Annotated in this window: 9 protein-coding genes; 8 read left to right on the plus strand and 1 reads right to left on the minus strand. The window is 71.7% G+C overall.

The features are described from left to right. The first annotated feature begins 9 nt into the window (after positions 1-9). Positions 10-957, plus strand: coding sequence for a tetratricopeptide repeat protein (locus ABRQ22_RS04920; RefSeq protein WP_353708766.1), 948 nt, complete (start codon positions 10-12; stop codon positions 955-957). Between the two features lie 227 nt (positions 958-1,184). Here ABRQ22_RS04920 and glgB read toward each other — a convergent pair whose 3' ends face one another. Next, positions 1,185-3,416 carry a 1,4-alpha-glucan branching protein GlgB gene (glgB, locus tag ABRQ22_RS04925; protein ID WP_353708767.1) on the minus strand — a complete coding sequence of 744 codons (2,232 nt, stop codon included), beginning with the start codon at positions 3,414-3,416 and terminating at the stop codon, positions 1,185-1,187. Positions 3,417-3,504: 88 nt separating this feature from the next. Here glgB and ABRQ22_RS04930 point away from each other — a divergent pair, with 88 nt between their 5' ends. The 7 genes from ABRQ22_RS04930 to ABRQ22_RS04960 all read left to right on the plus strand — a co-directional run bounded on the left by ABRQ22_RS04930 (position 3,505) and on the right by ABRQ22_RS04960 (position 13,600). Beyond that, on the plus strand, positions 3,505-4,521 hold the full coding sequence (locus tag ABRQ22_RS04930; protein ID WP_353708768.1) for a LacI family DNA-binding transcriptional regulator: 1,017 nt from the start codon (positions 3,505-3,507) through the stop codon (positions 4,519-4,521). A 169-nt stretch (positions 4,522-4,690) separates the two neighbouring features. Then, on the plus strand, positions 4,691-5,992 hold the full coding sequence (locus ABRQ22_RS04935) for an extracellular solute-binding protein (protein WP_353708769.1): 1,302 nt from the start codon (positions 4,691-4,693) through the stop codon (positions 5,990-5,992). 100 nt (positions 5,993-6,092) lie between these two features. Next, complete coding sequence (locus ABRQ22_RS04940) at positions 6,093-7,010, plus strand: sugar ABC transporter permease (protein ID WP_353708770.1); 918 nt, start codon at positions 6,093-6,095, stop codon at positions 7,008-7,010. 47 nt (positions 7,011-7,057) lie between these two features. Beyond that, entirely contained in the window at positions 7,058-7,924 is an 867-nt protein-coding gene (locus ABRQ22_RS04945; protein WP_353709499.1) for a carbohydrate ABC transporter permease, read from the plus strand. Then, positions 7,921-10,440 (plus strand): glycoside hydrolase family 2 protein, encoded by a 2,520-nt coding sequence (locus ABRQ22_RS04950; protein ID WP_353708771.1) that lies wholly within the window; start codon positions 7,921-7,923, stop codon positions 10,438-10,440. The genes ABRQ22_RS04945 and ABRQ22_RS04950 overlap by 4 nt, the downstream gene beginning before the upstream one ends. Then, positions 10,437-11,717, plus strand: coding sequence for an AGE family epimerase/isomerase (locus tag ABRQ22_RS04955; RefSeq protein ID WP_353708772.1), 1,281 nt, complete (start codon positions 10,437-10,439; stop codon positions 11,715-11,717). The genes ABRQ22_RS04950 and ABRQ22_RS04955 overlap by 4 nt, the downstream gene beginning before the upstream one ends. Continuing rightward, positions 11,714-13,600, plus strand: coding sequence for a PfkB family carbohydrate kinase (locus tag ABRQ22_RS04960; protein WP_353708773.1), 1,887 nt, complete (start codon positions 11,714-11,716; stop codon positions 13,598-13,600). The genes ABRQ22_RS04955 and ABRQ22_RS04960 overlap by 4 nt, the downstream gene beginning before the upstream one ends. The last annotated feature ends 269 nt before the right edge of the window (positions 13,601-13,869 follow it).

Genomic DNA, 13,869 nt, shown 5'->3' on the forward strand with positions numbered 1-13,869 from the left:
ATTGCGACCATGAGCGAACCTACCCAGCCCGCGTTCGACGTGCGCGGAGCGGTCGACCTGTCCGCGCTGACCCGGCCGCAGTCCCCGCCGCCGGGGGAGGAGGGCGGCGCGCCCGCGGCCGGTGGCTACGTCGTCGACGTCACGGACGAGACGTTCGGCCAGCTCGTCCAGGACTCGACGCAGTACCCGGTCGTCGTCCTGCTCTGGATCCCGACCGACCAGGCGAACGCCCAGCTCGGCACCGACCTCGGCGCGCTCGCCGACGAGTACGCGGGCCGCTTCCTGCTGGCCCGCGTCGACGCCCAGGCGTACCCGCAGATCACGGCGGCGTTCCAGGTGCAGGGCGTCCCGACCGTCGTCGCCGTCCTCCAGGGCCAGCCGGTGCCGCTGTTCCAGGGCGCCGCGCCCGCCGAGCAGGTGCGCTCGGTGATCGAGCAGGTGCTCCAGGCCGCCGAGGCGAACGGCGTCACCGGCCGGGCGCCGTCCCAGGGCGGCGACGGCGAGCCGGTGCCCGCCGAGCCGGCCCCCGAGCCGGAGCCCGAGCTCCCGCCGCTGCACCAGGAGGCGTACGACGCGATCGAGCGCGACGACCTCGACGCCGCCGTCGCGGCCTACGAGAAGGCGATCAAGCAGGACCCGCGCGACGCGCTCGCCGTCGCCGGCCTCGCACAGGTCCGCCTCCTCCAGCGCACGCGCGACGCCGACCTCGCGACGGTCCGCGCCGCCGCGGCCGCCGCCCCGCAGGACGTCGACGCCCAGCTCGCCATCGCCGACCTCGACCTCCTCGGCGGTCACGTCGACGACGCGCTCGGACGCCTGCTCGACCTCCTCCCCGGCGCCGACGCCGACGCCAAGGAGAAGCTCCGCGTCCGCCTCCTCGACTACTTCGAGGTCGTCGGCCCCACCGACCCCCGCGTCGGCAAGGCCCGCCAGCGTCTCGCCATCAGCCTCTACTGACGCGCCCGCACCGCAGACGACGGCGGCCGGTCACCGTGAGGTGACCGGCCGCCGTCGTCCGTCGACCCTGCAGGAGGCGAGACGAAGCCGGGTGGGTGGGGTGGTGGCGCCGGGTCGTGGCGGGCCTGGCGGGAGCCGCGAGGAACGAGCGGCGGATGGTAGACCCGGCGCCACCACCCCACCCACCACCCAGGGTGACCAGACCTCTACGTCAGCAGACCAGACCTCTACCTCGGCGCCGGGACGAGGTACAGGGCGCCGAGCGGGGGCAGGCGCAGGGTCGCGGAGTGCGCGCGACCCTTCCACGGGACGGCCTCCGCCTCCACCTCGCCGAGGTTGCCGACACCCGACCCGCCGTACACCTCGGCGTCGGTGTTGAGCACCTCGCGCCACGCGCCGCCCGAGGGCAGCGCGAGGCGGTAGCCCTCGTGCGGCGTCCCGGCGAAGTTCACGACGACGGCGACCTCGCTGCCGTCGCGCCCGCGGCGGACGTAGGCGAGGACGTTGTGGTCGGCGTCGTCGGCGTCGAGCCACTCGAAGCCGGCGGGGTCGTGGTCGAGCTCCCACAGGGCCGGGGTCGCGCGGTACAGCGCGTTGAGGTCGCGCACGGCGCGTTGCACGCCCTGCCGGCCCGGGTCGGCCGCGAGGCCATCCCAGTCGAGGGAGCGGCCCTCGTTCCACTCGGAGTGCTGGCCGATCTCGCTGCCCATGAAGAGGAGCTGCTTGCCGGGGTGGGACCACTGGTACGCGAGGAACGCGCGCACGCCGGCGCGCTTCTGCCAGTCGTCGCCGGGCATCTTCCCGTAGAGCGAGCCCTTGCCGTGCACGACCTCGTCGTGGCTGATCGGCAGCACGAACTGCTCGGAGTAGGCGTAGACCATCGAGAACGTGATCTCGTGGTGGTGGTAGCGCCGGTTGATGGGCTCCTCGGCGACGTAGCGCAGGGAGTCGTTCATCCAGCCCATGTTCCACTTGAGCCCGAACCCGAGTCCGCCGGACGAGGTCGGCCGGGTCACGCCGGGCCAGGCCGTCGACTCCTCGGCGATCATCATGACGCCGGGCGTGCGGCGGTAGGCGGTCGCGTTGGCCTCCTGGAGGAACGCGATGGCCTCGAGGTTCTCGCGCCCGCCGTGCACGTTGGGGTGCCACTGGCCGGGGCCGCGCGAGTAGTCGAGGTAGAGCATCGACGCGACGGCGTCGACGCGGAGCGCGTCGACGTGGAACTCCTCGAGCCAGTACGTCGCGTTGGCGACGAGGAAGTTGCGGACCTCGTTGCGCCCGAAGTCGAAGACGAACGTGCCCCAGTCGGGCTGCTCGCCGCGCAGCGGGTCGGCGTGCTCGTAGCAGGGCGTGCCGTCGAACCGGGCCAGCGCCCACTCGTCGCGCGGGAAGTGCGCGGGCACCCAGTCGACGACGACCCCGACGCCGGCCGCGTGCAGGCGGTCGACGAGGTACCGGAAGTCGTCGGGGTGGCCGAACCGTGAGGTGGGCGCGTAGTAGCCCGTGACCTGGTAGCCCCACGACCCGCCGAACGGGTGCTCGGCGACGGGCAGGAGCTCGACGTGCGTGAAGCCCTGCTCCACGACGTACGCGGTGAGCTGCTCGGCGAGGTCCCGGTACGACAGCCCCTGGCGCCACGACCCGAGGTGCACCTCGTAGATGCTGAGCGGCTGCGTGTGCGGGTCGCGGGCGGCGCGCTCGGCGAGCCACGCGTCGTCGGTCCACGCGAACTGCGACTCGACCACGATGCTCGCCGTCGCGGGCGGCACCTCCGCGCCCTTGGCGAGGGGGTCGGCCTTCTGCCGCCACGAGCCGTCGGGACCGAGGATCTCGTACTTGTAGCGAGCGCCCGCGCCGACGCCCGGGACGAACAGCTCCCAGACGCCGCTCGAGCCGAGCGAGCGCATCGGGTGCGTCGCGCCCCAGCCGTTGAAGTCGCCGATGACGCGGACCGCGCGCGCGTTGGGCGCCCACACGGCGAACGCGGTGCCGGTCGTGTCGCCGAGCGCGCTGGGGTACGTGCGCAGGTTGGCCCCCAGCACGCGCCACAGCTCCTCGTGCCGGCCCTCCCGAAGGAGGTGCAGGTCCACCTCGCCGAGCGTGGGCAGGAACCGGTAGGGGTCGTCCACGGTCGTGGCCTCGTGGCCGTAGCGCGCCCGCACGCGGTAGTCGGGGGCGTGCCGGGTGCCGTCGGCGTCCTGGTGCACGGGGACGACGGCGGCCCACACGCCGTCCTGCTCGTGCGCGGCCGCGTGCTCGCCGTCGGTCGTGACGACGACGACCTCGTCGGCGAGCGGGCGCAGGACCCGGACGACGGCGCGCGCGTCGTCGGCGTCGGGCGCCAGGTGCGGGCCGAGCACGGCGTGCGGGTCGAACGTGCGGCCCGCGGCCGCGGCCGCGAGCGCGTCCGCGGGCACGACGACGGGCTGCGGGGAGGGGGATGCGGCGGACCCGGTCATGGGCCAACCTTTCCACGTCTGCGGCACCGGGACGCGACGGGCTCGCCGGGTGGTCGCAGTAGGCTCGCGACCTGGAGGAAGGAGGGCCGTGGCAAGGATCACCATCGCGGACATCGCGCGGGAGGCCGGGGTCTCGACGGGCGCGGTGTCGTACGCGCTGAACAACCGGCCCGGCGTGTCGGACGCGACCCGAGCCCGGATCCTGGGGATCGCGGCCGACCTGGGCTGGGCGCCGAGCTCGGCCGCGCGTTCTCTCTCCGGGGCACGCACCGAGACTGTCGGACTGGTACTGGCGCGCGACCCCGGGATGCTCGGGGTCGAGTCGTTCTACATGCAGTTCCTCGCGGGCATCGAGTCCGAGCTGTCGAAGCGGTCGTACGCGCTGCTCCTCCAGGTGGTCCCGGACCAGGAGACCGAGCTGCGGGCCTACCGCGCGTGGCGCGCGGCACGTCGGGTCGACGGGGTGATCCTCGTCGACCCGAGCATCGACGACCCCCGGATCGCGATGTTCTCCGAGCCCGAGGCGCTCCCAGCCGTGGTGGTGGGGGACCCGGCGCTCGCGGGTGGTCTGCCGAGCGTGTGGACGGACGACGCCGCAGCGATGCGTGAGTCGGTGCGCTACCTGCACGCCGTGGGGCACCGCCGGATAGCCCGAGTCGCGGGCCTGGAGGGTTTCGGGCACACGGGGATCCGCGACGCGGCGTTCCGCGACGAGATCGCGGCGCTGGGTGCGGAGGGAGTGGTCGTGCGGACGGACTACTCGGCCGTCCAAGGGGCGGCGGCGACGCGGACGCTCCTCACGAGCGTGGACCGTCCGACGGGGATCATCTACGACAACGACGTCATGGCGGTCGCGGGACTGGGGGTCGCGAGCGAGATCGGTGTCCGCGTGCCGCAGGAGGTGTCGATGATCGCGTGGGACGACTCGCCGCTGTGCGAGGCGACGTTCCCGCGTCTCTCGGCGCTGAGCCACGACGTCACGCGCTACGGCGCACACGTCGCTCGCCGTCTGTTCGACCGGATCGCAGGTGAGGTCGGGGGGAACTTCCTCGACTCGACTCCGACGCTGCGCCCGCGGGGGACGACCGGACGTCCAGCGTCCTGATGCGCTTCAGAGTCTCGTCGCGCGAGGCTGTGTCTTGATATCGGTTCGTTACACACCGGGGCTGGACTTACCGGAACTTAAGCGCTTCACTAGTCGTGTCGCCAGTGATCGCCCGGGCAAGAGGAGCCCGTAGCGGGCGACGTCAACGACGACCAAGGAGTGGAACCCCATGGCAAGGAAGCAGATCGCGGCCGTGCTGACCGTGACAGCGCTGACGCTGACGCTCGGTGCGTGCTCGAGCTCGAACGAGGGTGGCAGCGAGGATGGCGAGCTGTCGGGCACCATCACCGTCCTGACGAACCGCACGGACATCGTCGACACCGCGCTGCAGGACTACGCGGACCTGTTCCAGGCGAAGAACCCGGGCGTGACGGTCGAGTTCGAGGCGATCACCGACTACGAGGGCGACGTCTCGATCCGTCTCAACACGCAGGACTACGGCGACGTGCTCCTCGTCCCGAACTCGGTGAGCAAGGACCAGCTCCCGCAGTTCTTCGAGCCCCTCGGCACGGTGAAGGAGCTCGGGCAGGAGTATCGCTTCATCAACGAGCAGGCCTACGACGGCGACGTCTACGGGATCGCGACGTTCGGTACCGCGATGGGGTACGTCGTGAACACGAAGGTCTGGGAGGCGGCCGGTATCACGGAGCCGCCGACGACGCCCGAGGCGTTCGTCGACGCTCTCGAGCAGATCGGTGAGAAGACCGACGCCGTCCCGTACTACACGAACTACACCGACGGCTGGCCGCTCACCCAGTGGCAGAACAACCAGGGGACGATCGCGGGGACCGACGCCGTGAGCATCCGTACGTCGCAGGACGCTCCGTGGTCCGAGGGCAACGAGCAGTACGCGATCGACGGCCTGCTGTACGACGTCGTCGCCGCGGGCGTCACGGAGGAGGACCCTACGACGACCAACTGGGAGGAGTCCAAGACCCTCCTGGGCACCGGCAAGATCGGCGCCATGGTGCTCGGCTCGTGGGCCGTGCCGCAGATGAAGGACGCGGCCGAGGCCGCCGGGGGGTCCGCGGACGACATCGACTTCTGGCCGATGCCGTGGCAGACCGAAGGCACGTTCTCCTCGACCGTCTCGGGCGACTACAAGCTCGCGATCTCGAAGCACTCCGAGAACAAGGAGGCTGCACGCGCCTGGGTCGACTGGTTCCTGAACGAGTCGACGTTCGCCGCGGAGCAGGGCGGCATCTCGCCGGTCGTCGGTGCGGCGGCACCGGACAGCCTGGCCACGTTCGACGCCCTGGGCGTCAACCAGATCGAGCTCTCCCCGGCCCCTGCCGGTGAGGAGACGTGGGACAACGACATCAGCAACGAGGCGGAGATCGACCTCTGGGGCGACAAGTACCGCAAGCAGCTGGTCGACGTCGCCCGCGGCGCCGCCGACGGCGACAAGGAGTCCTTCTTCGCCGACCTCAACTCCCGCTGGGCGGCCGCGCGCGCGAACGTCGTCGGCTGACGCAGGAGCCCTGGTTCGCGTGAGGCCCCCGGCCGCCCCGCCGGGGGCCTCACGCCCGTCCGACCGAAATGAGCATGACATGGCTGTGACCAGTCCGACCGTGGCGACTCCGACCGAGCCGCGCAAGCGGAGTGCTACGTCCCGACCGCCGAGGCGACGGTCCGGGTCGCTCACCCCGTGGCTGTTCCTCGTCGTCCCGCTCGGGCTGCTGCTCGTGTTCACCTACCTGCCGGTGGCGAACATGATCTGGTACAGCTTCACGTCGTGGGACGGTCTCGATGCGGTGAAGGAAGGCGTCGGGTTCAAGAACTACGTCGACATCTTCACGCGACCCGAGCTGTTCCGGGTCTTCTTCGTCAGCCTCTACTACCTGGTCGGCGCTCTCGTCCAGCTCGCGCTGGCGCTCTACTTCGCGACGATCCTCAGCTTCAGCACGCGGTTCCGGAACTTCTTCAAGGGCGTCATCTTCTTTCCCTACCTCCTGAACGGCGTGGCGATCGGCCTCGTCTTCCTCTACTTCTTCCGCCCGGAGGGGACGTTGGACGCTCTGCTGGGGATCGTGGGCGTGCAGGAGACGCCGCACTGGCTCGGAGACCCGTCGATCGTCAACTACTCGCTCGCGGGCACGTCCGTATGGCGCTACATGGGCCTGAACTTCGTGCTGTTCCTCGGCGCCATCCAGGCGATCCCGGGTGACGTGTACGAGGCCGCGGACCTCGACGGCGCGACGTCGTGGCAGAAGTTCCGCTACATCATCTTCCCGGGTATCAAGCAGATCGTCGGTCTGTCCCTGATCCTCGCCGTCTCGGGTGCGCTCTCGGTCTTCGAGATCCCCTTCATCATGACGAAGGGAGCGAACGGTTCCGAGACGTTCGTCATCCAGACCGTCGACACGGCGTTCCGATACTCCAAGGTCGGTCTCGCCTCCGCGATGGCCGTCGTGCTGCTGATCATCGTCCTCGTGATCAGCGCGATCCAACGAAAGTTCTTCCCGGACGAGAAGGGAGACCTGGTATGAGCGCCCCCACCGCACCTGCGCCCATCCGGATCACCGCAGCGGACAAGATGCGCGGGGCAGCCGCCCGGTTCTCGAGGGGCGTCGCGCCCGTCGCGGGGCCGCTGGCCACGACGGCGAAGTACATCAGTCTCGTCGTCGCGTGCGCGGCGGCCGTCGTCCCGATCCTCACGATCTTCTTCGCGGCCTTCAAGTCCCGCGAGGAGTACGTGACGACCGGTCCGCTCGACCTTCCCCAGAACTGGTTCAACTTCTCGAACTTCACGCGGGCCTTCACCGACAGCGACATGCTCGCGGGCTTCGTGAACACCATGATCACCCTTGTCGTCGCACTCGCCGGGACGATCCTCATCGGCACCATGACCGCGTACGCCGTCGACCGGTTCGACTTCCGCGGCAAGAAGGTCGTCATGGCAGGGTTCCTGCTGGCGACGCTCGTCCCGGCGGTCACCACGCAGGTCGCGACGTTCCAGATCATCAACGGGCTGGGGCTCTTCAACACCCGCTGGGCCGCGATCGTGCTCTTCATGGGCACGGACATCATCGCGATCTACATCTTCCTGCAGTTCATGCGTTCGATCCCGCGCTCGCTCGACGAGGCCGCGATGCTCGACGGCGCCAACCGCGTCACCATCTACGCCCGGATCATCTTCCCGCTGCTCAAGCCGGCGATCGCGACGGTCGTCATCATCAAGGGCATCGCGATCTACAACGAGTTCTACATCCCCTTCCTCTACATGCCGTCGAGCAAGCTCGGCGTGATCTCGACGACCCTGTTCCGGTTCAAGGGGCCGACGGGGTCGGAGTGGGAGGTCATCGCGGCCGGCACGATCCTCGTGATCGTCCCGACCCTCATCGCCTTCCTTCTTCTCCAGCGACACATCTACAACGGCCTGACCGCAGGAGCCACCAAGTGACACGTACCGCCACTCCCGTCCCCACGACGACCCGTCGCGAGCTGCACGACGGCTGGACGGTGAGCGCCGTCGCGGGGCCCGTCCCCGCGGGGACGGTCGTGTCCGACGTCCCGGCGACGGTCCCGGGGAGCGTGCACACCGACCTGCTCGCCGCGGGCCTGATCGTCGACCCCTACCTCGACGACCACGAGCGGCTGCTCGCGTGGATCGGCCGGACCGACTGGGTGTACACCACCCGCTTCGCGTGGGAGCCGGACGGGCACGAGCGGCACGACCTCGTCTTCGACGGCCTCGACACCGTCGCGGAGGTCCGGCTCAACGGGACGATGGTGGGCTCGACGGCGAACATGCACCGTACCTACCGGTTCGACGTCGGTCCGCTGCTCGTCGAGGGCGAGAACGAGCTCGTGGTCCGGTTCGCCGCGCCCGTCCCGTACGCGGACCGGCAGAGCCTTCTCCTCGGCTACCGTCCCCAGGTCAACCAGCACCCCTTCAACGCGATGCGCAAGATGGCGTGCAGCTTCGGGTGGGACTGGGGTCCCGACACCGCGACGTCCGGAATCTGGCGTCCCGTCCGACTCGAGTCGTGGTCCGTCGCGCGGCTCGCGCAGGTGCGCGTGCACGCCTCCGTCGCCGAGCCCGCCACGACGAACGGTGCCGAGGCCGCCGCTGGCCGGGTGCGCGTCGTGGCCGAGGTCGAGCGCTCCGGCTCGGGAGGCACGGGGCTGACGCTGGCGGCGACCGTCGCGGGCGTCCGGGTCCAGGTCCCGACGGACGGCGACCGGGCGGAGGTCGACGTCGTCGTGCCCGAGGTCGATCTCTGGTGGCCCCGGACCCACGGGGACCAGCCGCTGTACGCCGTCGACGTCGAGCTGCGTGCGGGTGCGGACGTGCTCGACACCTCGGCGCGCCGTGTCGGCTTCCGGACGGCCGCGCTCGAGATCGAGCCCGACGACGACGGGACCTCGTTCCGTTTCGTGGTCAACGGCGTCCCCGTCTGGGTGCGTGGCGCGAACTGGATCCCGGACGACGCCTTCCCGCACCGCGTGACACGCGAGCGGTACGCGGCGCGCATCGACCAGGCAGTCTCGGCGAACCTGAACCTGTTGCGCGTGTGGGGCGGCGGGATCTACGAGTCGGACGACTTCTACGATCTGTGCGACGAGCGTGGCGTCCTCACGTGGCAGGACTTCCTCTTCGCCTGCGCGGCCTACGCGGAGGAGGACCCGCTGCGGTCGGAGGTCGAGGCAGAGGTGCGTGACAACGTCGCCCGTCTCGGGCACCACGCGTCGCTCGTGCTCTGGAACGGCAGCAACGAGAACATCTGGGGCTTCCACGACTGGAGCTGGCAACAGCGCCTCGACGGGCGCACGTGGGGGCTGGGGTACTACACGGAGCTGCTCCCGCGCGTCGTCGCGGAGCTCGACCCCGACTGCGCGTACACGCCGTCGAGCCCGTGGTCCGGCAGCCTGGACGTGCACCCGAACGACCCGCGACACGGCTCGATGCACGAGTGGGAGCTGTGGAACCGGCAGGACTGGCCGCACTACCGGGACACGGTGCCGCGCTTCATGGCGGAGTTCGGGTGGCAGGGTCCGCCAGCATGGTCGACCCTCACCCGGGCGATCAGCGACGATCCGCTCACCCCTGAGTCACCCGGGATGCTCGTCCACCAGAAGGCGATGCAGGGCAACGACAAGCTCACCGACGGGCTCGTCGCGCACGTCCCGCTGCCCGACGCGATGGAGGACTGGCACTGGGCGATGTCCTGGAACCAGGCGATCGCGGTCCGGACCGCGATCGAGCACTACCGCTCGTGGTCCCCGCGGTGCATGGGGGCGGTCGTGTGGCAGCTCAACGACTGCTGGCCGGTGACCTCGTGGGCCGCGGTCGACGGTGACGGCCGCGAGAAGCCGCTCCTGGTCGCGCTGCGGCACGCCTTCGCCGACCGGCTGCTCACCGTGCAGCCGCGGGGCGAGGCGGGCGAGCTCGTGGTCGCCCTCGTGAACGACAGCGCGGAGGGCTGGCGGGGCGACCTCGTCCTGCGGCGGACCCGGTACGACGGCGTCGAGATCGAGGCGGTCAAGGTCCCGGTCGACCTCGCGCCGCGCACCACGACGACGATCCCCGTGCCGGCGGACGTCGCCCGGGCGCAGGACGCGGCGGGCGAGCTCCTGGTGGCCTCCCTCGGGCACGAGAGCGCGACGTGGTTCTACGCCGAGCCTCGCGACAGCGCGCTGCGCAGCCCCGCGCTCCACGTCGAGGTGACCTCGACGGAGGATGGGGCGCGGGTACGCGTCACGACCGACACCGTCGTGCGGGGACTGTCGCTGCTCGCTGACAAGGTCCACCCGGACGCCGTGGTCGACGACGCGCTCGTCGACCTGCTGGCGGGCGAGAGCGTGACCTTCCACGTGACGGCTCCGACCACGCTGGACAGGTCCGCGCTCGCCGACCCGCGGGTGCTGCGCAGCGTCAACCAGCTGGTGTCGCGCCGGCCGGCGGTGTCGGCATGACGGCGCCGACGATCGACCGCCGACCGCGTGGCGGTGTGCGCGACGAGCTCGCCTGGACCGAGCGCGAGACGCACCTGGCGTGGCTCGACGCGCACACGCGGTCGCTGCTCGGGTTCGGACGTCGCGTCGTCGCCCCGGGAGGAGGGGCGGCCTACCTCGACGGGTCCGGGGCCCCCGACCCGGAGGCAGGCGTCCAGACGTGGATCACGTGCCGGACCGTCCACGTCTACGCGCTCGGTGCGATGCTGGGCGTGCCCGGGTGCGAGCCGATCGCGCGCGGGGCGCTCGACGGCCTGCTGGGACCGCTGCACGACGCCGAGCACGGCGGGTGGTTCCACGCCCTCGACGCGCTGGGCGCGCCCGACCTCGGCGCAGGCAAGTCCGCCTACGACCACGCGTTCGTCCTGCTCGCCGCGTCGAGCGCGACCCTGGCCGGCCTGCCGGGTGCGCGGGCCCTGCTCACCGACGCGTGCTCCGTGTTCCTCGAGCGCTTCTGGGACGACGCGACCGGGCTCGTGGTCGACACGTGGGACGCGTCGTTCACCGTCCTCGACCCGTACCGGGGCCTCAACGCGAACATGCACGCGGTCGAGGCGATGCTCGCCGTCGCCGACGCCACCGGGGACGTCGCGTGGCGCGACCGCGCCGCGCGCGTGTCCCGGCTCGTGGTGCGGCTCGCCGGGGATCACGACGGGCGGCTGCCCGAGCACTTCGACGTCACGTGGACGCCGGACCTGGAGCTCAACGCCGACCGGCCCGCCGACCCGTTCAAGCCCTACGGGGCGACCGTCGGGCACGGCCTCGAGTGGTCCCGGCTGCTCCTGCACCTCGAGGTCGCGCTGGGCACGCTCGCGCCGTCCGACCTACGCCCGACGGCGACCGTGCTGTTCGACCGCGCCGTGGCCGACGGCTGGGCCGTGGACGGCGCGGACGGGTTCGTCTACACGACCGACTGGTCCGGTGCGCCCGTCGTGCGCGAGCGCATGCACTGGGTCGTCGCCGAGGCGATCGCCGCCGCGGACGCCTTGCACCGACGGACGGGTGACGCCCGCTACGCCGACCTGTACGCGACCTGGTGGGACTACGCGGTGACCTTCGTGGTGGACCACGACGGGGGATCGTGGCACCACGAGCTCGACCCGTCGAACCGCCCTGCGGGGGCCACATGGCCGGGCAAGCCCGACCTCTACCATGCGGTCCAGGCGACGCTCCTGCCGCGGCTCCCGCTCGGCCCGTCGATCGCGCGCGCCGTCCGCGACGGGCAGGTGGCCTCGTGACGCGCTTCCTCGTGGTCGGCGAGGCTCTCGTCGACATCGTCTCCGACGGTCCGGGAGCCACCCGAGACCTGCCCGGCGGAAGCCCCGCGAACGTCGCGCTCACGCTCGGCCGGCTCGGTCGTGAGGTGGTGCTCGCCACGGCGCTCGCCCCCGACGAGCGCGGCGCCCTGGTCCGTGACTGGCTCGCCGCGAGCGACGTGGAGGTGGACGCGCACGTGCCGTCGACGGGACGGACGTCGGCGGCGACGGTGTCTCTGGACGCCCGGGGACAGGCGACGTACGCCTTCGACCTCGCGTGGGAGCTCGGGCAGGTGGAGCTCGGCGACGCGGAGGTCGTTCACGTCGGGTCCGTCGCGGCGGTGCTGTCTCCGGGCGCCGACGTGGTCCGGGACGTCGTCCGCCGGGCGCGTTCCTCCGCCGTCGTCTCGTACGACCCCAACGTGCGCCCCGCTCTCGTCGACGACGCCGCGGCGGCCCGGGCCCGCGTCGAGGAGCTCGTCGCGCTCGCCGACGTCGTCAAGGTGAGCGACGAGGACCTCGCGTGGTTCGCCCCGGGGACCGACCCGCTTGACGTCGCGCGCCGCTGGTCGGCGTGGGGCGCGGCCCTCGTCGTCGTGACGCGTGGGGGCGACGGCGCGACGCTCGTCCGCCATGACGGCCGTCTCGTCGAGGTCCCGGGCCGTGCGGTCGACGTCGTCGACACCGTCGGCGCGGGCGACACGTTCACGGGGGCGCTGCTCGACGCGCTCGCGGCGCGCGGGGTGCGCGGCCCGGGAGGTGCGGACGTTCTGCGCCGACTGTCGGACGCGGCGGTGCGGACCGCGGCACGGTCCGCGGCGGTCGCCGCGTCGGTCACGGTGTCCCGTGCAGGGGCGAACCCGCCGACGCGGGCCGAGCTGCGCGCGGTCGAGGGCCCTGTGCGGCCCGCGCCGTTCGCCGGGGCGCCCGTGACGGGCATGACCTGGGGGTGGACGGGCGTACGCGGGACCTGGACCGGTCCGGGCGCCGAACGTTCCATGGACGCGCTCCAGGGCCTCGGCGTGGACTGGGTGGCCGTGACGTTCTCCGCGAAGCAGGACACGCCGCAGTCGACCGTGGTCCGTTACGGCGACGAGCCGACGGTGACCGACGACGAGGTGCGCGCCGCGATACGCGCGGCGAAGGCGCGAGGCTGGAAGGTGTGCCTCAAGCCGGTGGTCGACTCCGCGGACGGGACATGGCGAGCGTTCATCGGCTTCTTCGACGAGGACGTGCCGGGCGAGCCGTCGTGGGACGAGTGGTTCGCGTCGTACACGGAGTTCGTCGTGCACCACGCGCGCATCGCCGCGGAGGAGGGCGCGGAGATGTTCTGCGTCGGGTGCGAGATGGTGCGGGCCGACGGGCGCGACGCACAGTGGCGGGCGCTCGTCGCTGCCGTGCGCGAGGTCTACGGCGGCCTGGTGACCTACAACTGCGACAAGTACCAGGAGGACCGCGTCACCTGGTGGGACGCGGTCGACGTGATCGGGAGCTCGGGCTACTACCCGGCCGGGACGTGGGAGCACCACCTCGACCGGATCGAGGCCGTCGTCGCGCGCGAGGACAAGCCGTTCGTCTTCCTGGAGGCGGGCTGCCCGAGCCGCGAGGGCTCCCCGGCGCGCCCGAACGACTGGAACCTCGCGGGGTCGCCGTCGGGTGCGGCGCAGGCGGACTGGCTCGCCGAGATGTTCGCCGCCTGCGCCCGTCGGCCCTGGGTCTCCGGGTACTTCCTCTGGGACTGGCCGTCGCCGCTGTACGCGGAGTCCGAGGCCGCGGCGAACGACGACTACTGCATGTACGGCAAGCCGGGCGCCGAGGTCGTCCGGCGCGCCTACGAGGAGCTGCGGACGCGCTCGCGCGACTGAGCTCCCCGACTCCGGCGGGAGAGCGGGGCGGGGCGTCCTTCCGACGCCCCGCCCTGCTCTCGCGCGGCCCGCGGGCCGTGGCAGTGCGTCGTGGAGGGCGCCGATGCGGCCGCGAGACACCCTGGAATTCTCTCCGGGGATGCACTACCTTCGACATGAAGCGCTTAAGCGCAACGGTGTCATCGGGCCATGACGGGCCGGATGAGGGTTCGCGGACGAACCCGACGACGACGTCCACCGAGCAGACCGGGCGACGACGCCCGGTTCGG

This window comes from Cellulosimicrobium sp. ES-005, from assembly GCF_040448685.1.
Classification (GTDB): domain Bacteria; phylum Actinomycetota; class Actinomycetes; order Actinomycetales; family Cellulomonadaceae; genus Cellulosimicrobium; species Cellulosimicrobium cellulans_G.